The 26,130-nt window shown below is 55.2% G+C and carries 28 protein-coding genes, 1 tRNA gene and 1 pseudogene; 11 read left to right on the top strand and 19 right to left on the bottom strand.

The window, feature by feature from the left end:
- Positions 1 to 35 precede the first annotated feature (35 nt).
- On the bottom strand, positions 36 to 488 hold the full coding sequence (locus AC2FFB_RS14060) for an Lrp/AsnC family transcriptional regulator (protein WP_281973130.1): 453 nt from the start codon (positions 486 to 488) through the stop codon (positions 36 to 38).
- 73 nt (positions 489 to 561) lie between these two features.
- Between AC2FFB_RS14060 and AC2FFB_RS14055 the strand changes: the two genes are divergently transcribed.
- Both AC2FFB_RS14055 and AC2FFB_RS14050 read left to right on the top strand, forming a co-directional pair.
- Positions 562 to 1,158 (top strand): LysE family translocator, encoded by a 597-nt coding sequence (locus AC2FFB_RS14055; RefSeq protein WP_281995537.1) that lies wholly within the window; start codon positions 562 to 564, stop codon positions 1,156 to 1,158.
- A 146-nt stretch (positions 1,159 to 1,304) separates the two neighbouring features.
- Positions 1,305 to 2,267, top strand: a complete 963-nt coding sequence (locus AC2FFB_RS14050) for an acetyl-CoA carboxylase carboxyltransferase subunit alpha (protein ID WP_142637885.1) — start codon at positions 1,305 to 1,307, stop codon at positions 2,265 to 2,267.
- 3 nt (positions 2,268 to 2,270) lie between these two features.
- Here AC2FFB_RS14050 and AC2FFB_RS14045 read toward each other — a convergent pair whose 3' ends face one another.
- The 3 genes from AC2FFB_RS14045 to AC2FFB_RS14035 all read right to left on the bottom strand — a co-directional run bounded on the left by AC2FFB_RS14045 (position 2,271) and on the right by AC2FFB_RS14035 (position 4,886).
- Positions 2,271 to 3,401 (bottom strand): lytic murein transglycosylase, encoded by a 1,131-nt coding sequence (locus AC2FFB_RS14045; RefSeq protein ID WP_496693975.1) that lies wholly within the window; start codon positions 3,399 to 3,401, stop codon positions 2,271 to 2,273.
- 111 nt (positions 3,402 to 3,512) lie between these two features.
- Positions 3,513 to 4,160 (bottom strand): GntR family transcriptional regulator, encoded by a 648-nt coding sequence (locus AC2FFB_RS14040; RefSeq protein WP_496875062.1) that lies wholly within the window; start codon positions 4,158 to 4,160, stop codon positions 3,513 to 3,515.
- 30 nt (positions 4,161 to 4,190) lie between these two features.
- Positions 4,191 to 4,886: a M48 family metallopeptidase gene (locus tag AC2FFB_RS14035; protein WP_496693976.1), complete on the bottom strand. Its 696-nt coding sequence runs from the start codon at positions 4,884 to 4,886 to the stop codon at positions 4,191 to 4,193.
- 100 nt (positions 4,887 to 4,986) lie between these two features.
- Between AC2FFB_RS14035 and AC2FFB_RS14030 the strand changes: the two genes are divergently transcribed.
- A complete protein-coding gene (locus tag AC2FFB_RS14030; protein WP_271950067.1) occupies positions 4,987 to 5,313 on the top strand; it encodes a TIGR02300 family protein in 327 nt (108 codons plus the stop codon).
- A 141-nt stretch (positions 5,314 to 5,454) separates the two neighbouring features.
- Positions 5,455 to 5,530: transfer RNA gene (locus AC2FFB_RS14025), tRNA-Ala, on the top strand.
- Positions 5,531 to 6,096: 566 nt separating this feature from the next.
- Here AC2FFB_RS14025 and AC2FFB_RS14020 read toward each other — a convergent pair.
- From AC2FFB_RS14020 to ehuR, 13 genes are all read right to left on the bottom strand, one after another.
- Complete coding sequence (locus tag AC2FFB_RS14020) at positions 6,097 to 7,470, bottom strand: aspartate aminotransferase family protein (protein WP_496702250.1); 1,374 nt, start codon at positions 7,468 to 7,470, stop codon at positions 6,097 to 6,099.
- 11 nt (positions 7,471 to 7,481) lie between these two features.
- Positions 7,482 to 8,957, bottom strand: coding sequence for an NAD-dependent succinate-semialdehyde dehydrogenase (locus AC2FFB_RS14015; protein WP_496875061.1), 1,476 nt, complete (start codon positions 8,955 to 8,957; stop codon positions 7,482 to 7,484).
- 112 nt (positions 8,958 to 9,069) lie between these two features.
- Positions 9,070 to 9,552 carry an Lrp/AsnC family transcriptional regulator gene (locus AC2FFB_RS14010; protein ID WP_142637871.1) on the bottom strand — a complete coding sequence of 161 codons (483 nt, stop codon included), beginning with the start codon at positions 9,550 to 9,552 and terminating at the stop codon, positions 9,070 to 9,072.
- A gap of 23 nt (positions 9,553 to 9,575) precedes the next feature.
- Complete coding sequence (doeB, locus tag AC2FFB_RS14005) at positions 9,576 to 10,568, bottom strand: N(2)-acetyl-L-2,4-diaminobutanoate deacetylase DoeB (protein ID WP_496693996.1); 993 nt, start codon at positions 10,566 to 10,568, stop codon at positions 9,576 to 9,578.
- A gap of 3 nt (positions 10,569 to 10,571) precedes the next feature.
- Positions 10,572 to 11,759, bottom strand: coding sequence for an ectoine hydrolase DoeA (gene doeA / locus AC2FFB_RS14000; protein WP_142637866.1), 1,188 nt, complete (start codon positions 11,757 to 11,759; stop codon positions 10,572 to 10,574).
- 15 nt (positions 11,760 to 11,774) lie between these two features.
- Positions 11,775 to 12,767 (bottom strand): ectoine utilization protein EutC, encoded by a 993-nt coding sequence (gene eutC, locus AC2FFB_RS13995; protein WP_281973142.1) that lies wholly within the window; start codon positions 12,765 to 12,767, stop codon positions 11,775 to 11,777.
- 1 nt (position 12,768) lies between these two features.
- Positions 12,769 to 13,758: a hydroxyectoine utilization dehydratase EutB gene (gene eutB / locus AC2FFB_RS13990; RefSeq protein ID WP_271950054.1), complete on the bottom strand. Its 990-nt coding sequence runs from the start codon at positions 13,756 to 13,758 to the stop codon at positions 12,769 to 12,771.
- A gap of 20 nt (positions 13,759 to 13,778) precedes the next feature.
- Positions 13,779 to 14,543: an ectoine utilization protein EutA gene (gene eutA, locus AC2FFB_RS13985; RefSeq protein WP_496875060.1), complete on the bottom strand. Its 765-nt coding sequence runs from the start codon at positions 14,541 to 14,543 to the stop codon at positions 13,779 to 13,781.
- An 8-nt stretch (positions 14,544 to 14,551) separates the two neighbouring features.
- Entirely contained in the window at positions 14,552 to 14,989 is a 438-nt protein-coding gene (locus AC2FFB_RS13980; RefSeq protein ID WP_496689996.1) for a universal stress protein, read from the bottom strand.
- Positions 14,990 to 15,001: 12 nt separating this feature from the next.
- Entirely contained in the window at positions 15,002 to 16,288 is a 1,287-nt protein-coding gene (locus AC2FFB_RS13975) for a TRAP transporter large permease (protein WP_282027707.1), read from the bottom strand.
- A 2-nt stretch (positions 16,289 to 16,290) separates the two neighbouring features.
- A complete protein-coding gene (locus tag AC2FFB_RS13970) occupies positions 16,291 to 16,863 on the bottom strand; it encodes a TRAP transporter small permease (RefSeq protein ID WP_496693999.1) in 573 nt (190 codons plus the stop codon).
- A gap of 138 nt (positions 16,864 to 17,001) precedes the next feature.
- Complete coding sequence (gene dctP, locus AC2FFB_RS13965; protein WP_142637852.1) at positions 17,002 to 18,021, bottom strand: TRAP transporter substrate-binding protein DctP; 1,020 nt, start codon at positions 18,019 to 18,021, stop codon at positions 17,002 to 17,004.
- 95 nt (positions 18,022 to 18,116) lie between these two features.
- Positions 18,117 to 19,511 carry a MocR-like ectoine utilization transcription factor EhuR gene (gene ehuR / locus AC2FFB_RS13960; RefSeq protein ID WP_496823807.1) on the bottom strand — a complete coding sequence of 465 codons (1,395 nt, stop codon included), beginning with the start codon at positions 19,509 to 19,511 and terminating at the stop codon, positions 18,117 to 18,119.
- Positions 19,512 to 19,654: 143 nt separating this feature from the next.
- Between ehuR and AC2FFB_RS13955 the strand changes: the two are divergent.
- Positions 19,655 to 19,911, top strand: a pseudogene (locus tag AC2FFB_RS13955) (site-specific integrase); the annotation flags it as partial.
- 160 nt (positions 19,912 to 20,071) lie between these two features.
- Positions 20,072 to 21,019, top strand: a complete 948-nt coding sequence (locus AC2FFB_RS13950; protein WP_496875059.1) for a DMT family transporter — start codon at positions 20,072 to 20,074, stop codon at positions 21,017 to 21,019.
- Positions 21,020 to 21,122: 103 nt separating this feature from the next.
- Here the strand turns inward: AC2FFB_RS13950 and AC2FFB_RS13945 are convergent, their stop codons facing one another.
- On the bottom strand, positions 21,123 to 21,518 hold the full coding sequence (locus AC2FFB_RS13945) for a hypothetical protein (RefSeq protein ID WP_496694003.1): 396 nt from the start codon (positions 21,516 to 21,518) through the stop codon (positions 21,123 to 21,125).
- Positions 21,519 to 22,380: 862 nt separating this feature from the next.
- Here AC2FFB_RS13945 and AC2FFB_RS13940 point away from each other — a divergent pair.
- The 4 genes from AC2FFB_RS13940 (at position 22,381) to AC2FFB_RS13925 (ending at position 24,479) form a co-directional block, all read left to right on the top strand.
- A complete protein-coding gene (locus AC2FFB_RS13940) occupies positions 22,381 to 22,812 on the top strand; it encodes a c-type cytochrome (RefSeq protein ID WP_496694004.1) in 432 nt (143 codons plus the stop codon).
- A gap of 10 nt (positions 22,813 to 22,822) precedes the next feature.
- A complete protein-coding gene (locus AC2FFB_RS13935; RefSeq protein WP_142637842.1) occupies positions 22,823 to 23,164 on the top strand; it encodes a copper resistance CopC family protein in 342 nt (113 codons plus the stop codon).
- Positions 23,161 to 24,033, top strand: a complete 873-nt coding sequence (locus tag AC2FFB_RS13930; protein WP_496694005.1) for a CopD family protein — start codon at positions 23,161 to 23,163, stop codon at positions 24,031 to 24,033. The genes AC2FFB_RS13935 and AC2FFB_RS13930 overlap by 4 nt, the downstream gene beginning before the upstream one ends.
- A gap of 92 nt (positions 24,034 to 24,125) precedes the next feature.
- Positions 24,126 to 24,479, top strand: a complete 354-nt coding sequence (locus tag AC2FFB_RS13925) for a c-type cytochrome (protein WP_425472001.1) — start codon at positions 24,126 to 24,128, stop codon at positions 24,477 to 24,479.
- A 79-nt stretch (positions 24,480 to 24,558) separates the two neighbouring features.
- Here the strand turns inward: AC2FFB_RS13925 and AC2FFB_RS13920 are convergent, their stop codons facing one another.
- Entirely contained in the window at positions 24,559 to 25,650 is a 1,092-nt protein-coding gene (locus AC2FFB_RS13920; RefSeq protein WP_496694006.1) for an NAD(P)/FAD-dependent oxidoreductase, read from the bottom strand.
- 87 nt (positions 25,651 to 25,737) lie between these two features.
- Here AC2FFB_RS13920 and AC2FFB_RS13915 point away from each other — a divergent pair, with 87 nt between their 5' ends.
- A complete protein-coding gene (locus tag AC2FFB_RS13915) occupies positions 25,738 to 26,097 on the top strand; it encodes a winged helix-turn-helix transcriptional regulator (RefSeq protein ID WP_142637835.1) in 360 nt (119 codons plus the stop codon).
- Positions 26,098 to 26,130: the final 33 nt, after the last annotated feature.

Genomic DNA, 26,130 nt, shown 5'->3' with positions numbered 1-26,130 from the left:
CTCCGGCAAGCCGGTACAGAATCATCTTTCCAATGTCAGGCCCGCATATCCTTGGGCGAGCCCATGACGACATAGGACGTGATCGACGTGACATGGGGCAAAGTCCCCAGAACTTCGGTGTGAAAAGTTTTGTAAGACGACAGATCGGCACATTCCACGCGCAACAGGTATTCGATCGTGCCGGTGATGTTATGGCACTCCACCACCTCAGGCGCGCGCTGCAATGCACGCTCGAACCCTTCCTGAGCGGCCTTTGTATGTTCGCCCAGCCCCACGCCAATATATGCGACAAAGCCGATGCCCAGCGCAGGTGGGTTCAATACAGCACGATAGCCCGAGATCACGCCCGCGCGCTCTAATTCCTGAACACGGCGCAAACAGGCCGAGGCTGACAGCCCGACCCGATCGGCCAATTCAAGGTTGCTTATCCGCCCATCACGTGTCAGCTCACGCAATATATGGCGATTTATATCATCCAACTTGATCATTAATTGCAGAATTACCGCAATAACCAGCGCAAACGCAATTTCATTTGGGCGGATTCCATCAATTATCTGCGCTATGAACCCTGAATTGCTTTTTGCCCTCGTCACCTTTGCCTTCGTCTCGTCGATCACGCCGGGACCCAATAACCTGATGCTGATGGCCTCGGGCGCGAATTTCGGGTTTCGACGCACAATCCCACATATGTTCGGAATCGGGTTGGGCTTTACAGTCATGGTCCTTCTGGTCGGAACGGGGCTGGTGCAGGTGTTTGATGCCTATCCAATCAGCTATACCGTGTTGAAAGCGGCGTCGGTGGCCTATCTGCTGTATCTGGCATGGAAAATCGCGCATTCGGCCCCAGCCGAAGCGGGCGCACCTGCGGGGACACCGATGACGTTTTTACAGGCCGCAGCATTCCAATGGGTCAATCCAAAAGCCTGGGCCATGGCCCTGACAGCAACAACCGTATACACCCCCGATCGCTCCCTGAACGCCATCGTCATTGTCGCGATTGTTTTCGGCGCAATCAATTTGCCCTCGGTCAGCACATGGACGGTACTCGGGCAGCAGATGGCGCGGATTCTCACGAACCCACACCGACTGATGCTGTTCAACTGGGTGATGGCGGGGCTGCTGGTCGCGTCGCTCTACCCTGTGCTTTGGCCCGTTTGAGAACGCTCGCAGGCTGACAATGACCGGTCATCAAGGCCCTTTTGAGGGTGAATACGGGCACCCCTACCAACCCTTTGAATCTTGCTGAGTTGCATCCGGGGCAACGTCAGGCCATATAGCAGGGAACTTCCGCGTTGAGAGGCGTCATGACCCAGTATCTGGAATTCGAAAAACCTTTGGCCGAGATCGAAGGAAAGGCCGAGGAACTGCGTGCGCTGGCGCGCGCCAATGAAGAGATGGATGTGGCCGCAGAGGCCGCCGCTCTGGATGCCAAGGCTGAAAAGCTGTTGGACGAACTCTATGCCGATCTGACGCCATGGAGAAAATGTCAGGTCGCTCGTCACCCTGGACGTCCCCATTGCAAAGACTACGTGGAAGATCTGTTCACCGAATTCACACCTCTGGCAGGCGATCGGAATTTTGCTGACGACCTGGCCGTGATCGGCGGTCTGGCGCGGTTCAACGATCAACCCGTTATGGTGATCGGCCACGAAAAGGGCAGCGACACCAAATCGCGCATCGAACGCAATTTCGGCATGGCTCGCCCCGAAGGGTATCGCAAGGCTGTCCGACTGATGGAAATGGCAGGACGCTTTGGACTGCCGGTTATCACCTTGATCGACACGGCTGGCGCCTATCCCGGCAAAGGCGCCGAAGAGCGCGGCCAGTCCGAGGCGATTGCCCGCTCGACCGAAATGTGCCTGAAGATCGGCGTCCCGTTGGTCTCGGTCATCATCGGCGAAGGTGGATCAGGCGGTGCGGTGGCTTTTGCAACGGCAAACCGTGTCGCGATGCTGGAGCATTCGGTCTATTCGGTCATTTCACCCGAAGGCTGCGCCTCGATCCTTTGGAAAGATTCAGAGAAAATGCGCGAAGCAGCCGAAGCGTTGCGGCTGACCGCGCAAGACCTGCACAAGCTGGGCGTTTGCGACCGGATCATTTCGGAACCCAAGGGCGGCGCACATCGCGATCGCGCTGCGACCGTGGACTCCGTGCGGGATGCGATTACGGCGATGCTCAAGGATCTGGACGGCAAGGATTCCGCCGCCCTGATCAGAGATCGTCGTCAAAAATTCCTCGACATCGGCTCAAAAGGGCTGGCTGCGTAACCCTCAGCCCCCCAACTGCCTCAGCAGCGCAACTGAGGGCTCTCCGGTCGCGGGCAGCCCATTGGCCCGCTGGTACGCAGAAATCGCGGATGTCGTGTTATTCCCGATGACACCATCCGCCCCTTGCGTATCGTAGCCCGCGGATGTCAAACGGCGCTGCAACTCTTTGCGGTTCTCAAGTGTCAGCCCAGTCTCATCCGGGCCGAACGAGGCCTGGAACGGCGCCCCTCCGGCAATTCGGTCTGATAGATGCCCTACCCCGATCGCATAGCTGTCCGAGTTATTATACCGTTTGATCACCTGAAAATTGCGGAACACGGCAATGCGGGGCCCTGGCACCTGGGGTTGCAGCACAGCAACCGGCGTACCGGATACCGTCCCGGCCTCACCGCCCCAGGGCTGCCCGCGCACCCAACCGGAACGCGCCAGATAAGCCGCCGTTGATGCCAGCGAATCCGTTGGATCGTCGGACCAGATATCGCGCCGTCCATCGCCGGTGAAATCCACCGCATAGGCCAGATAAGAGGTCGGAATGAACTGCGTGTGCCCCATGGCACCGGCCCAACTGCCTGTCATGTTGGCAGGCGTCGTGTCGCCGTTCTGTAGAATCTTCATCGCTGCCATCAGTTGGCTCTCAAAGAACTGCCCGCGCCGACCGTCATAGGCCAGCGTCGACAGGGCCGATACAACAGGCACATCCCCACGCCGCGCACCATAGCGGCTTTCCAGCCCCCAAATCGCCACGACAACTTCTTTGTCCACGCCGTACTGCGCCTCGATCTGAGACAGCGTTCCCGCATGACGCACCAGCATTTGCTTGCCGGTCGCGATCCGTTCATCCGAGGTTGCAATCGCCAGGTAGTCTTCAAGCGACCTCTTGAACTCGACCTGATTTCGGTCCCGCTCGATCACTCCGGGCAGATATCCGGCGCCCTGGAAGGCGCGGTTAATTGTGCTTTGCGAAATCCCCTGTGCGGCCGCGCGGCTTTTGAAGCCCGCCACCCAGGCGTCCCAGCCCGCGTTCCGAACCGGTTGCATGCGCGCGGCCGGCGCCGAAGGAGAAGGCACGCTGTCCGTACAGGCAACCAACAAGCCGGAGCCCAGCCCAAGGGAAAATAACCGTCGATCAATCATGGTTGAAAACTGCTCTTATCGTGATTTCTCACAGCCTAGCGCAGAGAAATCGCCGGGGCCAGAACAGCGATACCGAACCGGGCGATTTCGGCAGCTTCGGCAACAAGCCGCTTAGCTGACCAGCATCCGCAGGCCCTGTGTAACATCCGAGCGAACCGCAAGGCGCAGACCCGGCTCATCCCCGGCCTTTAGCGCCGCAATTATCAGCTTGTGGTGATGCGGTGGTTCCGTTCGCCGCAGCCGCCCATAAAGCGCGCGCATCGTCGGCCCAAGCTGCAACCATACGGTTTCAGCAATCGCCAGCATCGCCGGGGCCTGCGCCCGCAGATACAGAGTTCGGTGAAATTCCAGATTGGTGCGAATATATCCAACGGCATCCCGTTTGGTGACCATCTCGGCTACCGTCATGTTGATGCTCTGCAATCGGTCAATCAGGGCAATATGCGCTCGGGGCAATGCCCGGCTGGCCAGCTCGACCTCAAGCAAGGCCCGCAGCGCAGCAAGCTCCTCGATCCGGTCATTGGTCAGCTCGGGCGTCGAGACGCGGCCCGAGGACGACAGAAACAGCGCCCCTTCAGCCGCAAGCCGACGCACCGCCTCGCGGGCCGGTGTCATCGAGACTCCGAACTCTTTGCCAATTCCCCGCAAGGTCAGCGCCTGACCGGGGGCGACGTCGCCATGCATGATGCGGGATCGCAGGGCCCGGTACACCCGGTCATGCGTTGCGGTCTGCGTTTCCGAGGGGCGTGTGTTCAACATGTCTCTATGTGATCACAAACACCGCACAGGTCAACTCGCAGGCGCATCAAATCTGTACTGATGCAACTGCGCCCCGTTGTCACGCAGCCAGCGCCGCTGTTCTTTGTAATCTCCGAATAACCGCTCGACCTGGGCCCAAAAGGCTGGGGAATGGTTCATCTCGGCCAGATGCGCCACCTCATGTGCGGCAACATAATGCAGGACGTCTGGTGGAGCGAGAATCAGCCGCCAGGAAAACATCAACCCACCCTCAGAACTGCATGATCCCCAGCGCGATCGGGTATCCCGAATGGAGATGCTGGCATAAGCCCTACCCAACATCGCTGCGTAGTCATCACATGCGCCGGTCAGCCGGTCGCGTGCCAGTTCTTTCAAAAAGCGCGCCAAACGTCGCGCTTCAGCGCCTTCAGGTACTGAAATCTGATCCGCCTGCAACAGAACGCGTCGGCCCGTTGCCCGGACAATGCGCCGTTGGGTGCCCTCAACAGGAATATGCTGCCCAAATTGAACCACCGAGGGGTCTGGCCGATCACTCAGGTGCTGCCGAATCCAGCTTTCTTTTTGGCGGGCAAAGTTCAACGCATCGGATTCAGCAACGCCATTTGGATAGGTCAGTGTAACACGCCCGTCCAACTGGGATATACGCAGACTGATCCGCCGTGCCCGCGCCGATTTGCGCAATGTCAGCGGCACCGGAGGCGATCCTGGCAGTGCGTGATCTCCCATAGGTCTGTTTCTCCTGCTCAAAGGCTTTGACAGTGCCCGCTGCTTGTGGCACCTGACCTGAATCGTCGATACGACTCACCTGATATCAAGGGGATTGGACATGCCCAAGGAAGAATGGGGTGTAAAGCGCGTTTGCCCGACCACCGGTAAACGGTTTTATGACCTGAACAAAGACCCGATCGTTAGCCCTTATACCGGCGAGATCGTGGAACTCGAAACCGGTAAAAGCCGGATGATCGCAGCAGATGCAGAAGATGCCGCATCGGCCAAGGCGCGCGAAAACGCACCTGAGGAAGAACTGGTTCTGGATGACGACGACGATGTCGAAGTCGATCTGGATGATGATCTGCTGGATGACGATGATGACAGCAGTGATGAAGTTCCGCTGGACGACATCACTGACATTCCAGCAGAGGACGATAGCTGATCACGGTCAGAGGCGGCCTCGCGCCGCCTCGCGCCATTTGCAATCTGGTTGCAAAATTTTAACGGCGACGCCTGTTTTTGGACTTGCGCTTAGCGCCACTGTCTCATAAACGTCCGCCCACTGCTTCTGCAGTACCTGTATGGGGCCTTAGCTCAGTTGGGAGAGCGCTTGCATGGCATGCAAGAGGTCAGGGGTTCGACTCCCCTAGGCTCCACCAAAACCTCATTCAGATATTTTGCGTCACTTAAGACTCTGAATAGAAAAGATAATTCTCCGGTTCGAAGACCCGATTTGGAAGAGTAACTTCCCTTCTGAACAAATAGCATTCTAAGCAGCGCTCTCTTGCCCCTATAGTCGCTTTTTTTCCATACTTTCCAAGATTTTGACAGAATTTCGGCGACCGGTTCGAACATCTCTTCAAAATTCCTTTGCGGAACTTCGAAATCTTCCAACTTCCGCTTGAGCTCTTCCTGCTTCATCGTCTGTCTGGCTACAGGAATGGCAACCCACACGTTGCGGACTTTTCCGCCGCTCCACCCATGATTGACAATATCTGGTCTGTAGCACATTGCGACAATAGTGACGTGTGCTTGTTTCAAGTTTCAATCCTGGCCGCTTTGATCGGATTGGGCCTTGTAGTAAGGAATCTTGGTATTGCGGCCTGATCCAGGCAATATTGCCAAATCAAAGCGGTCTCAATCGAGAGCTGCGCCCACCCCAGAGTTTGATGCGGTAATGTTTACCGCTGTCAACTCAGCCAAGGATGGGCGAGACAGACATCCCCTAGCCCAATACTGCTGTAACCGCGCGCAGAGTTGCCGCGACGACGGTATCAGCTTCTTCACGACTCAGGCAAAACGGTGGCGCGAAGCCCAAGATGTCGCCTTGCGGCATAGCGCGTGCGATGACCTTATCCTGTGCCAAAAGAGCGGCTGAGACTTGCGGGCCGATCTTGTCCGCGGAGTCAAAGAAGGTGCGGCTATCTTTATCCTTCACGAACTCGACCGCGCACAACATTCCTTCGCCGCGCACATCGCCGACATTGCCGTGTGCTGACAGTGCATCCTTCATTGACTGTTTCAGATAAGCGCCGACGTTGCCTGCGTTTTCGATCAGGTTCAGATCATCAATCAATTTGAGGTTTGCCACACCGGCCGCGGCCCCGATCGGGTGTGCCGAATAGGTCCAGCCGTGGCCGATGGCGCCGTTTTCATCTGTGCCCTGTTCCAGCACCTTCCAAACTTTTTCCGAAACAATCGAACCTGACAGCGGTGCGTAGGCCGAGGTGAGGCCTTTGGCGATGGTGATGATATCGGATTCCAAGCCGTAATGCTCAGAGCCGAACATGCTGCCCAGGCGGCCAAACCCGGTCACAACTTCATCGGCAACCAACAGGATGTCATGCTTGCGCAATACGGTCTGGATGGCGGCCCAGTAGCCTTCGGGCGGGGGCACGATACCACCGGTTCCCAGCACCGGCTCGCCAATAAATGCGGCGATTGTATCAGCGCCTTCACGTTCAATCAGCGCCTCCAGTTCAGTAACGCAATGCGCGACGAATTCGGCTTCGCTTTGGTCCAGATTATCGCGGCGGAAATAATAGGGCGCTTCGGTATGAACCACCTGCGTGAGCGGCAGATCGAACTTTTTGTGGAATAGTTCCAGCCCAGTCAGCGACCCGGTGACAAGGCCCGAGCCATGATACCCGCGCCAGCGCGAGATGATCTTTTTCTTTTCGGGGCGACCCAGGATATTGTTGTAATACCATATTAATTTGACGTTGGTCTCATTTGCATCTGAACCGCCCAGGCCGAAATAGACCTTGGACATGTTCGAAGGCGCGCGATCAAGGATCATCTTGGACAGGGTGATGGAGGCTTCTGTTCCGTGGCCTACGTAGGAATGATAATAGGCCAACTCGCGGGCTTGATCCGCAATCGCTTCGGCAATTTCCTGACGGCCATATCCCACATTCACGCAATAAAGTCCTGCAAAGGCGTCCAGCAATTTGGTACCATCACGGTCTTCGATATGGACCCCGCTTGCGGTTTTGATCACACGGGTCGCTGTTTCGCCCCGCGCGTGCTGGGCCAGATGAGTGGAGGGATGGAAAAAGTTCTCGCGGTCCCATTGGTCAAGTTGATCGTTCTTCAGCATCTTTTCACTCCTCATGCCCAGTCGCGGCAGACATATTTGATTTCGGTAAACTCTTCCATTCCCCGTCTTGCCCCTTCACGGCCCAGACCGGATTGTTTGGTGCCGCCAAAGGGGATCGGCGCGCCGGTGACCTTGGTGCGATTCACCGCCACCATGCCAAATTGCAATGCACGAGATACGCGGTAAATACGGCGTGGGTCATGGCTGTGCAGATACGCAACCAAACCGTATTCGGTGTCATTGGCCCGGGCGATCACCTCTTCTTCGGTATCAAAGGGCGCAATGGCCGCCACAGGGCCAAATGTTTCCTCTGACATAAGCACGGCATCGGCGGGCACGTCGGTCAGAACCGTGGGCTGATAAAACAGCGGGCCGAGAGGATCCCTTGCACCTCCGCACGCCAGTTTGGCCCCCTTGGCCAGCGCATCGGCGACATGTTCTTCCTGCTTTTGAACCGCCTTTTCATTCATCAGAGGGCCGATGTCGGGGTCGTCCATACCGATGCCAAGGGACAGCCTGCGGGTCGCTTCGGTAAACTGCGAGCAGAATGCGTCGTAAATTGAGCGCTCCACAAATATCCGATTGGCGCCAAGACAGTCCTGCCCGGATGTGGCGAATTTGGCCTTGATCGTTTCAGGAACCGCAATTTCAAGATCGGCCCCTTTGAACACAATCACCGGTGCATGCCCGCCTAGTTCCATTACAAGTTTTTTCACTGTGTCGGCGGACTGACGGTAAAGTAACCGTCCGATTTCGGTGGAGCCTGTAAACGAGAGTGCCCGAACACGGGTGTCTTTCGTCCAAGGTTCGACCACGGTCGAGGCCTGGCCGGTGACCACGTTGAACACGCCCGCCGGAATACCCGCCTTTTCCGCCAGTTCAGCCAACGCGAGGGCCGAAAACGGGGTTTCACCTGAGGGGTGAGCCACAACCGTACATCCCACTGCCATGGCTGCTGCTGCTTTGCGGGTCAGCATGGCAGCAGGGAAATTCCACGGAGTGATCATTGCCACCACCCCGACCGGCTCTAGCCAAACCTCGACCTCGGCATCGGGCAGATGGCTGGTGACGCCTTCAATATTGGGTCGCTTGGCCTCTTCGGCGTAGAATTCTACAAAAGACGCAGCATAATCAATTTCACCGCGCGCCTCGGACAGGGGCTTGCCCTGTTCCAGTACCATGATCCGTGCCAGATCTTCTTTGTGGTGCAGCATCAGGTCGAACCAACGGCGCAGAATGGCGGATCGGTCTTGTGGCAAGAGGCCCGACCAGGTCGGAAAGGCAGCTTGTGCCGCATCCACGGCGGCAGAGGATTCCTCTGCCGAAAGGCTGGCGGCCTCACCGATAACATCGCCAGTTGCCGGATCGGTGACGCGGATGGTGTAACCCGACGAAGCTGCACACCATTTACCATTCACATAGGAAAAACTGCGCGCCAAAGATTTGTCAGCAATATCATCGCGCGCAGAAAGTGCAGTGTCTTTCATGGAAACCTCTCCCTCGATGCCCGACAATGTCGGGCATTACAGGCAAAGGATGAGACCAAATTTCGGGTCCAAAGCAGAGTATTCTGCTGTCAACCATCTCTCAGGCAGAGGGTTACTCCTGCCATCCAGCAATGAGGGAAATCGGCGGAACGCCCTGCCCCTTCACTGGTTTGGTGACAATATAGGTAAAATATTTTTCCAGACCTATGTCAGCATTGAGCATTTCATCAATCAGGCGTTGATAGGCATCGATATCGCGCGTCACGATTTGCAGGATGTAATCAAATCCTCCGCCAAGCGCCCAGCAGGCCAACACTTCTTCATAGCGTTGCATTGCGGCCTCAAAAGCCTGAAAGCTGGCAGCGGTATGATCGGACAGTTCGGCCGCAACAAAAACAGTTACATGTGGCCCAAGTTTGCGCAGGTTGATCTCGGCTCTATATCGCTTGATCAACCCGGCTTTTTCCAACTTTTTCAGCCGCTCCCAGCAGGGGGTGGGCGACAGGCCAACGCGGTCGGCCAAAGCCGTTTTTGTGATGCGCCCGTCGGTTGAAAGCACCCGTAGAATATCCAGATCGCGGGCGTCGAGCCGCATGGTCTCACCTCCGGGGAATAAAGTTATCCAGCGTTCAACCCGATCACCGCCGCGCAATCTCCCGCTTTGATGAGACCGGGAAAGTGGCGACTTATCAAAAGGCCCGTAACTTTGGCGCGGTATTCAATCGGGGCAATCCCGGTGCGATCAACGGGCCAAACGCGGGCCACAACATCGCCTTGGCTGACCTGTTCACCAAGATCAACCATCGGCTCGTAGAGGCCATCGTCTTCCGAGAAAACAAAGCAGTCACCATCGGGCATATCCAGGCGCACGGTGGGGTCAATCTGCATCTCGCCCTTCAGAATTCCAGCGTGAATCAGCACATTGCGCAGGCCCTTTTTTGCAACAGCAATCGACTTGGCTGTTGCAGAGCCACCACCGCCCAATTCTGTTGAAACCAGAACCTTACCCATATCTTCGACCGCGGTGTCGTACATTCCGACATTGTCGATCTCCAGTAGCTGCACCGAATAGGGGGCGTTAAAGGCGGCCATCGCGGCGAAACAGGCCGCTTCATTGGCTTTATCTTCAAGGATATGGGCCGCCGCGAAGGGCACGAAATCCAGCGTTTTTCCGCCCGAGTGAAAATCCACCGCAATATCGGCCATTGGCAAAAGAACGCGCTGGAAATAGTCGGCAATCTTTTCGGTTGGGGTGCCATCTGGCCGGCCCGGAAAGGCACGGTTCATATTGCCTTTGTCGATGGGGGACGTACGTAACCCGGCGCGATAAGCGGGATAATTGAAGGCAGGCACGATGATCACGCGTCCGGTGATGTCCTCGGGCTTTAGCGTAACCGTCAGTTCTTGCAACGCCACGGGCCCTTCATATTCATCGCCATGGTTGGCGCCGGTCAGCAAAGCCGTAGGCCCATCTCCGTTTTTGATAACCGTTAGCGGGATCATAATTGACCCCCAAGCACTGTCATCCCGGCTGTAAGGCAGCCGTAGGAAACCGTGGTGGATACCATCGCAATCCAGCGGGATCGTCGGGGAAATTGGGTTGGGTGTCATTACTCAGTCCTTCACAACCATTTTGCGGGGCACGTTGGCCAGGCACTCATGGCCGGATCTAGTGATGCGGATGCTTTCAGTAATCTCAAAACCCCAATCCTCCATCCAGAGGCCGGTCATGAAATGCAGGGTCATGTTCTCCTGCAGAACCGTCTTGTCGCCGGGACGAAGCGAGAAGGTCCGTTCGCCCCAGTCAGGCGGGTAGCTGACACCGATCGGGTAACCGGTGCGGTTATCTTTGGTGATCCCGTATTTCTTTAGCACGCTGAAGAAGGCAATGGCGACATCCTCGCAGAGGTTGCCCTCTTTTGCAGCCTCCAGCCCGGCCTCCATGCCCTCAAGCACAGCCTTTTCAGCGTCGAGGAATGTTTGCGTGGGCTTTCCAAGGAAGACCGTGCGCGACAGCGGGCAGTGGTAGCGTTTGACGACACCTGCGATCTCGAAAAACGTGCCTTCGCCGGATTTCATTGGTTGATCGTCCCATGTCAAATGCGGGGCTGAGGCATCCGCGCCTGAGGGCAAAAGTGGCACCAGCGCGGGATAGTCTCCGCCCGCACCGATCTGTGCGTCATAGCGTAAGGCCGCATCATAGATTTCCGCCACCAGATCGCATTTGCGGATGCCCGGCTCGACCTTTTCAAAGATACGTTCATGCATACGGCCCACAATGCGGCCTGCTTGGCGCATGTATTCCAGCTCGGTTTCAGATTTTACCGCGCGCTGCCAGTTGACCAACGCAGTCGCATCGGAAAATTTGGCATTTGGCATGTGGTGCTGTAGCGCGGCAAAGGCCGCAGCTGTGAACCAGTAGTTGTCCATCTCAACGCCGATATGGCCCTTATCCAGCTTACGATCGGCCAGCTGTGCCGACAGGTAATCCATCGGGTGACGTTCGGTGGATTGTACATAATGGTCCGGGTAACCGATGATATTGGCGGGATCCATAAAGCAGGTGCGAAGCGCGCCATTGGCATCTTGTCCACGGCCGTACCAGACCGGCTCGCCAGTGAGACTCAGCACTACGCATTGATGCACGTAGAAAGACCAACCGTCATAGCCGGTCAGCCAGTTCATGTTCGAAGGGTCCGTCACGATCAGAAGGTCAAGCCCACGTTCGGCCATGGCGGCGCGGGTTTTTGCAATGCGCTGGCTGAACTCATCGCGTGAGAAGTGGAGTTTTGGTTCTGGCATAGAGTTAATCCGTTGTTAGCTTGAAAACGTGGTGCCTTTGCCTGAGTTTTCCGCGCGCTGGCGAGCAAGCGTGGCAATGGCGGTATCCTGGACACCCGTACCTGTCAGGTCAGCAATAATGATGTCACTGTCGGATTGTCGCCCCGGCGCCTTGTCGGAGGTGATATCACCCAGTTCAGCAAACCTGCCATCAGCCGGGAAAATGCCCACCGCAATGGCGCTGCGCAGTTCGCCTTTGAGGGCGCATTGGGCTTGGCTGTCGGGCACATAGAGCGTTGCCTTGGCAAGACAACCCGGGTCAAGCTCGACCTTGTGTTCCTGATCCGAACCCATCGCAATGATAAGCTGCCCCGGTTGCAGCCAGTCCGCTTTGATCAGCGGAATGTCCGAAGGGGTTGTCGTGACGATGATATCTGCCGAGGACACGGCACCCGCCCTATCAGTGCTGGCCGTGACGTCGACCCCAAGTTCTTCGCGAAGGCTGGAAGCCAATGTTTCAGCCTTGGCCGCATCCCGCGCCCAGATCACAGCGCTTTCGATGCCGCGCACAAGGGTCAGCGCCTTGAGTTGTAGCTTCGCCTGCACACCAGCACCGATGATACACGCGCGTGTCGCGTCCTCGCGCGCAAGGTGGCGCGCAGATACCGCTCCCGCAGCGGCGGTGCGCACATCCGTGAGATAACCATTATCCAGAAGCAAAGCTTCCAGAACGCCAGTGGTGCTTGAGAATAGCACCATCAAGCCTGATGTGCTGGGCAGGCCCAGCTTGGGATTATCGAAAAAGCCAGGACTCATCTTCATGGCAAAGCTGTCTATGCCGGGGACATAAGCAGACTTTACACATACCTCGCCATTATGATCGGGGACCATCAGTGTCATGATCGGCGGCATGATAACCTTGCCCCCGGCGAGCGTCGTAAAGCCCTGTTCGATGCAGTCCACCGCGTCCATATCCAGTGGCACCAGATCTCGCAGTTCGGCCTCGGTCAGTATTTTGATCTCCGGCATCCTACCCCTCCGCCGTTACATCTACATCTTCGCCGGAGATGATCCGGTGGTGCAGTTGCATGTCGATGTTTTGCCCCGAGATCAGCGCGACGCACCGACCTGGGTCTTTGATTTTTCCCGCCAGAAGCGCGGCAATGCCGACACTGCCGGACCCTTCAATGATCTGACGTTCCTGCCAATAGGCGTGACGGATGGCAGCAGCAATCTCGGTCTCGGTCACAAGAATCAGATCATCAACAAAGGCACGAGTCATGGCAAAAGTGTGCTGGTTGTCCAATCCAACCCCACCGCCCAGCGAGTCGGCCAGTGTCGACAGTTCTTCGACCAGAACCGGTTTCCCCGCCTTCTGGCTTTCATACATAGCCGCCCCGCGCTCCATCGAAATTCCGATAACGCGGACCTGCGGATTAACCGCCTTCATCACCATCCCGACGCCGGAAATCAGCCCGCCGCCCGACAGCGGCACTAGAACCGTTTCAAGATCCGGGGATTGTTCCAGCATTTCCAGTGCAACGGTGCTTTGCCCGGCAATGATATCGCGATGATCAAACGGGGGAAGCATGACCATCCCATCGGCGACCAGCCTGTCAACTTCTACCTGTGCGTCATCCTGAGAACGCCCGACAATGCGCACCTCTGCGCCCTGCGCCTTGATCCCATCCACTTTGTTTTGTGGAACCAGCTCGGACATGCAGATGATACACCGCACCCCGGCCTGCTTTGCCGCATAGGCCAAACCGCGCCCGTGATTGCCCGTCGATACACCTACCACACCTTTGGCGCGCTGCGCATCGCTAAGTGACAACACAGCATTGGATGCCCCGCGCAGCTTGAAACTACCGGTGATCTGGCCTTGCTCCAGCTTGAGGCGAATATCACTGCCCGTGGTTTTGCTCAGCACGTCTGAAGACATCGTCGGTGTAACCCGGATCGACTGTGCGATCCGCGCGCGCGCAGCAAAACTATCCTGAAGTGTGATTTCAGAGCTCATCTCTTGTCCTGACTTTCTTCCTATTTACTGAACAACATACCGCCCGCGGGATAATTCGAAGTAATCCCAAGATGCCTCATGCAGCGCCAAACCATCGCCTGATTGGAGGTAACAACCGGTTTGCCAAGCCGGGCCTCCAATTGTGCGACACATGGGGCGGCACGCACCGCCGTACAGGAAATAAAAAGCGCATCAGCATCGGGATCGCACGCAGCAACACCACCTTCGATAATGCTGTCCATTGAGACGCGCGCCATGTCGCGATCATCGGACAATCCAAAGCAAACAGCGTTCACCACGTCGAGGCCGTGTTGCGAGAAATAGGTGACCAGAGAATCCGTCACATCCTGCGTATAGGGCGTAAGAACGCTTACTTTTTTTACCCCCAAAGCCTCAAATGCATCAAAGGCTGCCGAGCTGGGTGTGACGCAAGGCGTGCCCGGCTTTGCGCTGTTCATGTGCTCGGCCACTCTGTCGTTCCCCAAAACTACCGAAGCTGCCGTGCATCCATAGACCAATACATCTAGCGCCTCGCCAGGCAGAATCTCTGCTGCGGCATCGGTCAGCAGCGGCCCTGTCTTCAAAAGGCTTTCATGTGTGGTTGGGTTTTCAAACCCGATCCGGTTTACATATACGCCCACATCATGCCCTTGCAGAATGCGTGCGAAGTCAGTTTCCGTCGTATGATCCGTGGCCAGCGTGACCAGCCCGATACGATGTGTGATAGGGCGAGCATCCAGGGCGAGAGCCACAGACGAAGTCGAAGATTGTATATCCAAAGCCATTGCCATCCTCACACCACCAGAACTGGGCATTGCGCAAGGCTGGTCACCTTGTGAGAGACGCTGCCCAGCAAATAGCCCTCAATCGATCCCAATCCCCGGCTGCCCATGACGATCAGGTCATTCTCATGTTCTTTGGAAAAGCTGACGATAGTCCGCGCCGTTGGCCCGCCTTTGACAAAGGCCCGGATGTTCTCGCACCCCGCCTCGCGCGCAATGGACGCGCCGCGTTCAGCAGTTATCTTTGCGTGATCGCGCATGATCCCGTCAATATCATCGGGCTTTTCTGCATCGATGACATACATCGATCCTTCCAGTATCGAATGATGACGGTAAAGCGTCAGTACCAACATTTCCGCATCACACAACTTAGCCAATTCAGCGGCTTTGCGAAGGGCGGCCTCTGATCCTTCAGACCCGTCAAAAGCAGCGAGTATTGATTTGAACATTTGTCGCTCCTTTTATTTGTTAAAGGCTATGTCGCGCAAAAACAGTGCCACCTGCGGGAAGAAGATCATCAAGACCGAGACACTCAAAAGCATGATCACGAAAGGCGGCGTTCCTCTGATTACTTCCAGATAGGGACGTTTGAACACCGCAACCGCCGTGAAGATATCGCATCCGAACGGCGGGGTGGCCGAGCCGATGGCGGCCTGCAATGTGATCAAAGTGCCGACCAGAATTGGGTCCAGCCCGGTTTTCTCGACCACGGGCGCAAAGATCGGAACAAAGATCAAGATGACCACGATGGGATCCACGAACATACAGCCGATGAAGAACGCAATCGCGATTGTGAACAGGACGCCGATCTGCCCCATTTCATCAATGCCAAGAGCGCCCAAAATCTGTTGCGGTATCTGCGCGAATGACAGAACCCAGGCAAAGGCAGCACCTGCCCCCACCAAAATAAAAACTACCGCCGTTACCATGCCCGTTGACAGGGCGACCTGGTATAGGCCGGTGATTTTCATTGTTTTGAAAATGAAGACTTCCAGCAACACCGCATAGGCCACGCTGATTGCTGCGGCTTCGGTCGGGCTGAAAACGCCGAAGAAGATGCCGCCGATGATCAGAACCGGGAAACCCAGCGGCCACAAGGCCCGTTTCACCGCTGCCGCGCGTTCGCACCATGTGGCGGCCGGTTCAGTGGGGACGTCATTTATTTTGGCGTAGATCATACTGTAGACCGAGAACATGAACAGGATTAACAATCCGGGCCCGATGCCCGCGATGAACAGTTCAGGGATGGAGGCCTTGGCAACTACACCGTAGATGATCATCCCAATACTGGGTGGGATCAGGAACGCGATGTCACTTGAGTTGACGATCAGGGCCAAAATGAAAGAATCCTTGTAGCCACCTTTCAGCATTCGGGGCCTGAGTGGCGTTCCCACCGCAACGACCGTGGCTTGGGTGGACCCGGACACGGCACCGAACAATGCGCAAGCCGCAGCTGTACTGACGGCCAACCCCCCTCGAACATGGCGAACAAAGGCCATGACCATATCAATCAGCCGCCCTGCGGACTGGCCACGTGTCATGATATCCGCTGCCAGAATGAACATAGGCACGGCGATCAATGAAGAGGGCCGGATACCACCCAACATTTGCTGAATCATAAACTCGGTTTTGTCGATTGTGCCAAACAGCTCGATCACGCCGATGAACGCGCCGGCAATGAGGGGAACCATCATCGGGAAACCCATAAGCAGCAGGACAACCATTGCGGAAAACATTAAGAGTGCCATGGTTAAAGCTCCACTTCCAGTTCCCGCGCATCTGCTTCTCGCAGGTCAGTTGACAGGTAGATTTCAGGTTCCTGAAGGTTTTTGATGAAAGTGAGCGCGTATTGAACCCCGGTCACAAACAGCCCAATCGGCACCCAGATGTAGCTGAGATAAACAGGGTATCCGAGGGCCGGATAGACCCGCCCCTTGGCGTACATGCTGATGATGTATTGCACAGCGTACCACGCCAAGAGCAGCAACAGCACAGCGGTGACTCCCGTGACTACAACCATCAAGATTTTTCTGACCCGTTCGGGTAACGCGTCTGAGATGGCGGACATGCGGATATGCCGACCATGGCGCGCGGCGTAGCCGATACCAGCAAATGTCACCAACAATATGAATATACTGTTCAACTCTTCGGCGAATATAATGGAGTGGTTGAAAACAAACCGGCTGATGACATTTGCGATGGTGTTGACTGCCATCAGAATGACGCCTGTGGCCATGATCACCCGCTCAAGCGCAGCGATCCCCTTGTCAATGCCATCAACAATTCCGGCAAGGCCCGACTTTTTCTTCGTCGTTTCGCTCATATTCCCCCCGAACATTCGCAACATAGGCTGATCGCCGGTTTACTATTTCCAAATTGCAGGCCCGAACTATGGTTCTGGGCCTGCATCGATTTTTCAGATGAACACATCGCAAACGTGATGGATGCCTGTGGCAAAGCGCTACTGCTGCGCAGCGGCTAGATCCTTCTTCATTTGCTCGAGGATAGCAGCGCCACGTTCGCCCGCTCTTTCGACAAAGGCTGCTTCGACCGCTTTTGCACGTTCTTTAAAGGGTGCACGCTCTTCCTCGGTTAGCCGGTTTATTGTGTAGCCCGGATTGCTCTCCTGAATTTTTGCCAGACCGGTTGCATCCAGTTCGACGGCAACATCAAGAATATAATCGAGTGCGACTTGCGACGCATTCTGAACAAGTTCTTTGTCCGCATCGCTTAGCGCGTCGTAAAACTCGGCATTTGCCATCACAGCAGTCGTGTACTGACCATGTCCGGTATAGGTCATCACATTAGTCAGGTTATCCAGATCATAGGCCTCGATCCAAATTGCCGGGTTTTCTTGCCCGTCAACCATTTTAGTTTTCAGTCCGCCGATCAGCTCGCCCCAAGGCATTGCAATCGGGGAAGCGCCGAAGGCCGTGTAAGTCTCCAAAAGCAATGGTGAGGTCATGGTCCGAATTTTCATACCTTCCAAATCGGCAGGTGTCCGAAATTCCTCCATTGTAGTGACCACCATTTCACCTTCCGGGAACACCGACAACAATTCCAGTCCCTGTTCGCGATAGATGTCGTGGAACATCTCGTTTACAGCGACGCCTTCTTTGAAAAACTTGCGCACGACTTGAGGGTCCGTCGGCTGGATATATGGCACCAGAAAGGCTTCGGCTTCTGGGATCAACGCACCGGTGAAACCTGGAGATTGATCAATGAACTGCAGCAATCCAGCCTGGGCCTGCTCCATGGCGTCGGCCGATTCACCAAGCGTACCCACAGGATAAATCTGGACTGTGTGATCCGAGTTGGCTTCGATTTCCTCTTTGAACTTGGTGGCATACAGGCCTTGCGGATCTGTCAGCCCCTCTTCCATAGCATAGCGCCAATTGTCCGCATAAGCAGCAGTTGAGGTTAGCAATGCAGCAGCAAGGGGTGCGCAGACGCGCAGGGTAAAACGTGCAGTCTTGGTCATCATATCCTCCCAGATATCACCTTCTTTGTTAGTGATGTTCCACCACATCCCGAAGATTGTACTGCGAGTCAATTATTATATTGTTGCGCTACATTCTAATAAGCGAATTGCGGCAAAGGCTCGCGTGGGCGCAAAAGTAAACCGGCCAGAAGCTTCAGAGCTTGGCGAAAACGTTCGATTTCGCGAATGCTTCCCACCGAAATGCGCACTGCATTTGTTGGGGTAGCCTTGGGAGAAAGGAATGGGCTTTCAGGGGACACCGCAACATTTAGTTCGCGGGCATGGGCGACAAAACTGTTGGAATCCCAATCTGGTGGGAGCTGCAACCAAAGATGCAAACTGGCCGGATGGCCCGTCCATTTAAAACCAGCAAGCTCTTGCGTTGCTATATGATACCGCTTGACGATTTCTGCGCGCTGCCAATCCGCCAGCGCTTGTGCTGTGCCATCTTCCACCCAGCGTGAGGCAAGTTCGCAGATCAGCGGCGTTGCCATCCAACCAAATACGATCAGTCTCGCTGTCAATGCAGGAAGCAAATGGTCCGGAGCAACGGCATAACCCGCACGCAACCCGCTGACCGTGCATTTGGTGAACGTTGTCAGGTAGACCGACAGTTCTGGTGCGAACATCGAAACAGGCGGCTGGCGATCCGCTGCGACCGGACCAAATGCATCGTTTTCAATAATATGCAGCCTATGTTTGCGGGCGATTGCAGCAATTTGGCGCCGACGTTCCTCTGGCATCATATGTACATTAGGGTTGGCAAGAGATGGCAGTAAATACAATGCTTTAGGGGACTTATCAACGCACGTCTTTTCCAATGCATCGGGCAGGATTCCGTGCTCATCAGTTTCAAGGCCAACATGTCGGTATCCGAAATATGCGACACTCGAAACCAAGAGGTGATGCGTGACCATATCTGACAGAATGACGTCGCCAGGACGCAATATCGCAGACATTGCTGCCGACATTCCATGCGTTACCCCGTTCGTCATGAGGACTGAATCTGCATTTGTCTCAAGGCCGCAATGTGAAAGCCATTTGACTCCCGTTTTTCGGTGTGTCTCGTGGCCTACATTCGGACGTGTAGAAAGATATATGGCCGGGTCGAGCCCGGCATGCAAAGTCCTCAGCGTTGATTGCATCGCCTCAACATGCAGGCCATTAAACAAGGGGCGCGAAATCGACATGTCGAACAAGTTTCGAGGTTCTGACTCCAACTTGAATGGCTGTCCGTCGGTTTTGTCAGTGTCGACAACATAGCTGCCACGCCCAATCTGACCATCGATCAGGTTTTGGCGACGCAGAATGTCGTAAGCTTTGCTGACGGTATTAACGCTCAACCTCAGGTCATCGGCCAGTTTCCGGTGTGTTGGTAATTTCTGTCCCGGTGACAAACTGCCGTCTTCGATCGCGCCTGCAATCATCGTGGCAAGGCTCGTATGCAGCGGTGAACTCAGCGTATCTCGGGATGGTTTCCAATTTGTCATGCGACAATAGTAACCAATTCGAATTCGCGAACAAGCAGATCAATCACAAAGAGCTTCACAGGGGTCGGAATTACAGCTTTTTGTATGTGTCTCCCTTGGGAAGAAAGTAGTTGCCGTGACCGCGGATCTATCACTTGGTTTTCCTGCACATCTCAACACGCCAGTTTGCGCGGATTGTCCGGGACTGGATGAAGCCCATTGGCTTTGGGGCCAGCGCCTACGGAACTCCCTCAATGCGCCGAACCAAAGTCACGCAGTTCGACAAGAAAAGACAGGAAATCTTCGGGCGGTTCAGTTGCTCTTGGGTCATGCAAAGATGGTAAGCACGGTTCGGCATCTGAGCGTCGAGCTTGAAGACGCCTTTGCCATCGCAGCAGCAATCGAGATCAAGAGCTTGTAGACCAATTTTGAACCGGCCATCTGCTGCTGCGCATCTCATCGAACCTGATGTTCGTTGCTAGCGCAAATTCGAACCCACCCCCAACTCGCAAGTTGAGGGATTTTTGCTCCGCGTCGCATAGAGAACAGACACGCGTTTAGCGACGTTTCTACAAGATGAGATGTCCTCGGCTGATTCCATACCTCAATCTACGGATCGCATTCTTGCGGGAGTTGCACTGATGCTTGGATTTTGCCTCACCGCTCCTTTGCTGGACGTAGCTGCAAAACTCGCGTCGGCTAGCGTACCAGTTGGGCAGATTACGGCTGCTCGGTTTGTAGTGCAGTGCGTGTTGATGGCCCCGTTCGTCTGGATAATGGGGCTGTCGTTGCATGTAGCGCGAGGCAAATTGATCGCACTCGCATTCCGCTCATTACTTTTGCTGTTCGCAACTTTTTGCTTCATTGCTGCCATCCGTGTGATGCCACTCGCCGATGCGTTGGCAATCGTGTTTGTGGCCCCGTTCATTGTCTTGTTGGTTGGTAAGTTTTACCTTGGTGAAGACGTAGGTCCGCGTCGTGTCGGGGCAGCTCTTGTCGGGTTTGTTGGGGTAATGTTCGTCATCCAGCCCAGTTTCGCGGCCTTCGGCGCGGTTGCAATAATTCCGCTTGGTACGGCAGTTGCTTTCGCTTTCTACATTCTTGTGACGCGAGGATTGTCACGTCGGATGCATCCCGTGGCTCTGCAATTCCACACTGGCCTGATTGCCAGCCTGTTTTCCATTCCAATCTTAATATTTGCGCAAGGCTCTGGTTCGGAGCTGTTCGATCCTGTTTGGCCGACAGACATCGCTTTGTTGTGGCTTTTGGGAGCTGGTTTTTTTGCAACGGTGAGCCACATGATGATGACCTATGCGCTTTCGTTCGCGCCTTCAGCCACATTGGCACCTTTGCAGTACTTTGAGCTGCCAGTTGCGACCCTGTTCGGCTATCTTGTCTTCAATGACTTCCCGAACACGCTTAGCCTACTTGGTATTGCAATCATCATCAGTGCAGGGCTGTACATGATTCATCGCGAAAGAGTCGTAGCCAGACAATTGGTCACAGAACGTGCGACACCTCCAATCTAAAACTACTCTCGCTCTCGGCCAAATTTCAGACATTTGAGCAAAGCAGAATTTCGGATGACCGCTTCCGCCGAGTTAGCCCCGTACATTGAACAACATCGGGCGGCTACGGCCCTTCGCAAACCAGCGGGAAGGCACCGATTTCCGGAATTGTGAGCGTGCCTACAGTGACGGATTCGTCTCCTTCGACAGCGGTTATCAATCGAACAGAGGCAACGATCCGACTGTATTCGGGATCGGCGAAGTCGATTACAGTACGCATATCGACATCGGCCCCCTGTGCCACGATGATTGGTATCGCACCATCGACTTCAGTAAGGCTCCAGTGTTTGCCGTCTGCGTGAATGGTCGCGCTTACGACTGCGAGACCAGGGACAGTTCCCAATCCGACATCAAATACAGCGCCTGATCCATCAGGGGCCTCGCAATACAGCCCAACAGTTGCGAATGCCGAGGTTGCCGAGTGGAGCGCTAAGAGCGCCAGTGCAGTAGTTCTGATCATGAACTTTCCTTTTCGTTCGCAATCCGGTCAAAATATATCTTTGGTTCAAAGTTCTCAATAAGCGCGCCTGAACGCGGGTCAAAGAAGCAGAAACACCAGCACCCTCAGACCACAACGTTGCCCCAAATTAATGGCACCGCACGGCTGGAACTTGGCTGGTTCCAGTGAGATTCTGCGCGTTGACAATGTTGCGACCTGTGTTGCCGTTTGGCCGCTAATCAGTTGCTAGGCCCGACTGATAGAAATCAAAATAGACCCGGACTCTCTGCATTTGATGAGAATCGCGCGCCGGACAAGAGCGGGGAATGCCCCATCACGAAAATCAGCGTCGTAATTTCCTTTAGAACGGCGTGGGGCATAATGAAGCTGCAGGCGTTGTCTTGTGTGTTCCGCTGCATTAGCGTCCGGAATCATGGTCATCCGACGAAACACATTTGCGCTATTGACGAGTCTTCTGGTCATTCTGGCCGGATTTGGTGGCGAGTCTCATGCCTGCGTCGGGCTTCACTGCGGGGACCATATGCAATCGGCGGGACACTCCGCCGCGGTGAAAAGCATCCCTGACATCTCGGCCCAAAGCAGCCATCACGACACGGAAAATGCCGGAACCGGAGAGTGTAACCCTTCGCTTTGCCAAGCCGTCGTACTGATCTCGCAGAACAGCCAAGTCGTGTGGAACCAATATCAGCTTGACCGAGAGTTCCAGATTGTATCCCAATCCAAGTTGACTGAACCAGATAGCCCCTACAGACCCCCTGACCTTTGAAGCTGCCAAAATCCGCGCGCGCCTAAGTGACCGGCCCTTGCGGCTGTTTGCGATGTGCCGCAGCACTTCCAGCTTCTACAAAGTCAGGTTCAACCCATGAAGAAAAGTCACGTGTTAATCGGCGCTTGCGTCGTCTCGGCTGTTGCCGCTTTCATAGTTTTTCGTTCAGACCCAATCGAAGAAGCCAGCCCCCAGGCGACAGTTTCAAGAGACGGCCTAGTCGCAATTCAGATGCCGCCTATTGAGGGCAATGCAGCAATCGGCCAGCGGGTCTTTGATGCCTCCTGTGCCACTTGCCACGGTGTCAATGCGGTCGGAATTGACGGCGCAGGACCGCCACTGATCCACAAGATTTACGAACCTAGTCACCACGCTGATGAAGCGTTTCAGAGGGCGGTTTCACAGGGTGTAAGAAGTCACCATTGGCAGTTTGGAGACATGCCACCCGTCGACGGCTTGACGCGAGGTGACGTCGCTATGGTGATCGCCTACATTCGCGATATCCAGCGCGCCAACGGAATAAATTGAGGATAGCCCCATGAAGAAGATTGTAACGCTTATACTCTTGGCCGCGCTCCCCAATTTTGCGCTGGCGCATTCCAAGGCCACAGAAACAACACCTGCAGATGGAACCACAGTAACGATTGTGCCCGCTGAAATTGGCCTCAATTTCTCGAAAGACATCCGGTTGACCCGGATAGAGATGGCACATGAAGAACACGGGGCAGTACGACTGGATCTAGGCGACCAGGCAAGATTTGCTCAGAAGTTCAAAATTCCACTGCCAGGCAATGGCGCGGGCACCTATGTCATCGAGTGGCGCGGTTTAGGTGAGGATGGTCATGCTATGCAGGGCGCGTTTACCTTTACTGTGGAATGAGCATGCCAGACATCTGGGAAATTGCTGCAATCCTCGCAAAGCTAGCACTCTATATCGGCTTTGCGGGGGCCACTGGCCTTGTGGTCGTTAAGTGTCTCTATTCCAGCTTGGTCACACCGATAAGCCTGGCGATGAAACGCCAATCCATGGCCTTGGCGTGGCTTGCTCTCATCGCGACGGCACTGGGATTCATGCTTAGTGGTGCCCTCTTGACGGGCGGAGCGGATGGGCTGGTCGACCCCGAAATGCTTGGATTACTCTGGCAGACTTCCGTAGGCGATGTATTTGTTCTTCGAGTGATAGGCGCAGCAATGATCCTTGTCGGATTGTCTGTTCCGCGCTTTGGTTTAGGGATCGCACTTGTGGGTGGCACGATGGCTCTGTGGTCCTTTGCACAGATCGGGCACCTATCGGATCTAGAGAATTTTGGTACCCAACTCTTGTTACTAGCACACCTGCTCTGTGTAGCCTTCTGGGTAGGCATATTCAGCCCGCTGCGGAGTATGGCTCTTCAACCTGAGCAAATTGCAGACGCTGCTGCACTTGGGCATAGGTTTGGCCAAGCTGCGGCACTGATGGTACCCGCATTGATCGTCGCAGGTTTCTGGATGGCTTGGTTGCTTGTTGGTGATCTCCGAGCGCTCATCTCCACTGGTTATGGGCAGGCCCTGTTGCTCAAAGTACTATTTGTAGGGCTGCTATTGATCCTAGCCGCCGCGAACAAGCTTCGATTTGTTCCGGCAATGCTAGACGGAGATACCAAGGCGGCGCAGCACCTCGCCCGTTCCATCGAAGTTGAGGCGCTGATCGTTCTGGCGGTGCTGACAACTACGGCGACACTAACAACCGTTCTGACGCTTCCGAATTGAGGTGGGTGGAGATGACCAGGCACTTATTTATATTGGTCCTATGCAGCGTTTATTCCAGCGTTGCCGCGGATCATACGTTTACAGACAGAGACGTGGCGAATGGACAGAGGCTCTACGTAGATCAATGCGCCGCGTGCCACGGCGTTAACCTGGAAGGCCAACCCAACTGGCAAACACCGGGTGAAGACGGTGTGATGCCTGCGCCACCACATGACGTGACCGGGCACACATGGCACCATGATAGCCTGCTTTTGTTTGACTACACCAAATTCGGCGGTGCAAAGACACTGGCCGCACGCGGCGTCAAGAATTTCAACAGTGGCATGCCGGGTTTCGAAGGCACTTTGACTGATGACGGCATATGGGATGTTCTGGCTTATATCCGTTCCACATGGCCGAAAGATATTCAGCAGGCACAAGCCAGTCGCAACCTCGCACACGACTAGAGGCAGGCCAACACGAATGTCAGAGACATCATCTGTGTGGGATGCCTGAACGTTGGCAAATCGCAATGTTCAGGAGGAACTATTTTCCGGAGCTCGAAATCCCAAAAGCCTTTCGATATTTGGGAATGAAAATATCTTTCCCCTTTATCTTGCGTGTGATCCAGTCACCCACTGTCACAAAAAGCCAGCTGCTGCCGATGACCGGCCCAAGGGGCACCAGAATGGGTGCTTTTTTCCAGGGCGCGTAGGGTTTCTGACTTTCAACGGGTGCGCCCTCGATTACTTTCTTAAGCGTTTTGATCAGCCACGGATTCTGCCGTGCCGTTGCTACGATTGTCATTCCGTCGCCAATGTCGGCAATGTCACCGCCGACGAAGACATTCGGATAGCTTGACGGTCGCAACCATTTGTCGGTTTTGACCCTACCCAATGCATCAGCCGACACGCCCGGAAGGCTTTGAACCAAAGACGATTGGGGTTTCGATCCAACCACCGGAAATATAAGATCTGCCGCAATCACTCTACCGTCGGTCAAGCTCACGGATCCTTCGTAGGGCCGATCCAAATGGCGTAAATCCTGCGCCCTCTGGCCGAGAATGACAGTGACGCCCAGCCGTTCCAACTTACCTTTGAGCTGCGCGCCTAGCTTGGCCGGGTACTTGGGAAACAAGATATCATCCGACGAAACCAGGGTGATGGATTTACCCGGATGTGCCGAGGCGGTTTCGCCCGCAAGCTCTGTCCCGACAGCGCCTGCCCCTACGATCACAACTGAATTCGCTTTGGCCAATAGCGCGCTGACGTCTTTGCTCGCTTGCTGAAAATCCGCAATGCTGTCACCCGACGGCTTGAACGGCGCTGCATAGGATGATCCGGTGGCGATCAGGATATAGTCCGCCGGAAAGACAGCTCCAGATTCCAAAGTGACCTCGGTTTCAGAGACCGAAACGGCGCGCCCGCGCACGACCTTACCCGATTGAAGCAGATTGTCGTATGGCAGGATGAGCTGGTCCAGCAAGGCGGGTTCAACCAGCGCGCGGATCGCTGCAGGCGGATGCACGAACGCTTCGCGTTGCTCAATCAGGGTGACGTCCGCGCAAGCGTCCAGTTCCCGGGCAACTTCAAACCCGACATAGCCCCCGCCAATGATCACAATTTTCTTCTTCGCCATAGGGTCCCCCCGTTGCGGCATAACGTTCTGACCACTATCTAAAATTGCACGTTCACACGAACAAGTACGGTCATATAGGATACTGCCTTGAAACATGATGAGTTAGAGGATCATTGTCAGATCGAAGCATTGATCTCAGCGATCTCAGGTCGATGGAAGCTGTTGATCATCTACTGGCTTTCGCAGGGGGACTGCCGGTTCAACCAGCTTCAGCGAAACCTCGGACGCATCACGCATCGAACGTTGACGCGCCAGCTGACCGAGTTGCAGACGACGGGCTTTGTCTCTCGCAAAGACTTCAAGACCATACCGCCGCATGTCGAATACAGCCTCACACCTCTGGGTCAAAGCCTGCTTCCACTGCTGTATGAGATGCATCAATGGGCGGCGCAGAATGCGGACAAGTTACCGGAACCGAAAGATCTTTCGAAACAACTAGGGCGATGACCTAGCCCATTGAACAGGGGCCAGGCATCTGAA

Source organism: Ruegeria sp. YTSA219 (genome assembly GCF_059609985.1).
This window is presented reverse-complemented; position numbering and strand designations above follow the sequence as displayed.

Excerpts from the sequence above, each read along its gene's own strand:
- AC2FFB_RS13970 (WP_496693999.1), bottom strand. The coding sequence starts at position 16,863 with ATGAGCGAAACGACGAAGAAAAAGTCGGGCCTTGCCGGAATTGTTGAT.
- AC2FFB_RS13940 (WP_496694004.1), top strand. The coding sequence starts at position 22,381 with ATGAAGAAAAGTCACGTGTTAATCGGCGCTTGCGTCGTCTCGGCTGTT.
- AC2FFB_RS13975 (WP_282027707.1), bottom strand. The coding sequence starts at position 16,288 with ATGGCACTCTTAATGTTTTCCGCAATGGTTGTCCTGCTGCTTATGGGT.
- ehuR (WP_496823807.1), bottom strand. The coding sequence starts at position 19,511 with ATGACAAATTGGAAACCATCCCGAGATACGCTGAGTTCACCGCTGCAT.
- AC2FFB_RS13950 (WP_496875059.1), top strand. The coding sequence starts at position 20,072 with ATGTCCTCGGCTGATTCCATACCTCAATCTACGGATCGCATTCTTGCG.
- AC2FFB_RS14060 (WP_281973130.1), bottom strand. The coding sequence starts at position 488 with ATGATCAAGTTGGATGATATAAATCGCCATATATTGCGTGAGCTGACA.
- AC2FFB_RS13930 (WP_496694005.1), top strand. The coding sequence starts at position 23,161 with ATGAGCATGCCAGACATCTGGGAAATTGCTGCAATCCTCGCAAAGCTA.
- AC2FFB_RS13935 (WP_142637842.1), top strand. The coding sequence starts at position 22,823 with ATGAAGAAGATTGTAACGCTTATACTCTTGGCCGCGCTCCCCAATTTT.
- AC2FFB_RS14035 (WP_496693976.1), bottom strand. The coding sequence starts at position 4,886 with ATGGGAGATCACGCACTGCCAGGATCGCCTCCGGTGCCGCTGACATTG.
- AC2FFB_RS14010 (WP_142637871.1), bottom strand. The coding sequence starts at position 9,552 with ATGCGGCTCGACGCCCGCGATCTGGATATTCTACGGGTGCTTTCAACC.
- AC2FFB_RS13945 (WP_496694003.1), bottom strand. The coding sequence starts at position 21,518 with ATGATCAGAACTACTGCACTGGCGCTCTTAGCGCTCCACTCGGCAACC.
- AC2FFB_RS14020 (WP_496702250.1), bottom strand. The coding sequence starts at position 7,470 with ATGCTGAAGAACGATCAACTTGACCAATGGGACCGCGAGAACTTTTTC.
- AC2FFB_RS14050 (WP_142637885.1), top strand. The coding sequence starts at position 1,305 with ATGACCCAGTATCTGGAATTCGAAAAACCTTTGGCCGAGATCGAAGGA.
- eutB (WP_271950054.1), bottom strand. The coding sequence starts at position 13,758 with ATGAGCTCTGAAATCACACTTCAGGATAGTTTTGCTGCGCGCGCGCGG.
- eutC (WP_281973142.1), bottom strand. The coding sequence starts at position 12,767 with ATGCCGGAGATCAAAATACTGACCGAGGCCGAACTGCGAGATCTGGTG.
- AC2FFB_RS13980 (WP_496689996.1), bottom strand. The coding sequence starts at position 14,989 with ATGTTCAAATCAATACTCGCTGCTTTTGACGGGTCTGAAGGATCAGAG.
- eutA (WP_496875060.1), bottom strand. The coding sequence starts at position 14,543 with ATGGCTTTGGATATACAATCTTCGACTTCGTCTGTGGCTCTCGCCCTG.
- AC2FFB_RS14030 (WP_271950067.1), top strand. The coding sequence starts at position 4,987 with ATGCCCAAGGAAGAATGGGGTGTAAAGCGCGTTTGCCCGACCACCGGT.
- AC2FFB_RS14055 (WP_281995537.1), top strand. The coding sequence starts at position 562 with ATGAACCCTGAATTGCTTTTTGCCCTCGTCACCTTTGCCTTCGTCTCG.
- doeA (WP_142637866.1), bottom strand. The coding sequence starts at position 11,759 with ATGCCAGAACCAAAACTCCACTTCTCACGCGATGAGTTCAGCCAGCGC.
- dctP (WP_142637852.1), bottom strand. The coding sequence starts at position 18,021 with ATGACCAAGACTGCACGTTTTACCCTGCGCGTCTGCGCACCCCTTGCT.
- AC2FFB_RS14015 (WP_496875061.1), bottom strand. The coding sequence starts at position 8,957 with ATGAAAGACACTGCACTTTCTGCGCGCGATGATATTGCTGACAAATCT.
- AC2FFB_RS13920 (WP_496694006.1), bottom strand. The coding sequence starts at position 25,650 with ATGGCGAAGAAGAAAATTGTGATCATTGGCGGGGGCTATGTCGGGTTT.
- AC2FFB_RS14045 (WP_496693975.1), bottom strand. The coding sequence starts at position 3,401 with ATGATTGATCGACGGTTATTTTCCCTTGGGCTGGGCTCCGGCTTGTTG.
- doeB (WP_496693996.1), bottom strand. The coding sequence starts at position 10,568 with ATGACACCCAACCCAATTTCCCCGACGATCCCGCTGGATTGCGATGGT.
- AC2FFB_RS14040 (WP_496875062.1), bottom strand. The coding sequence starts at position 4,160 with ATGTTGAACACACGCCCCTCGGAAACGCAGACCGCAACGCATGACCGG.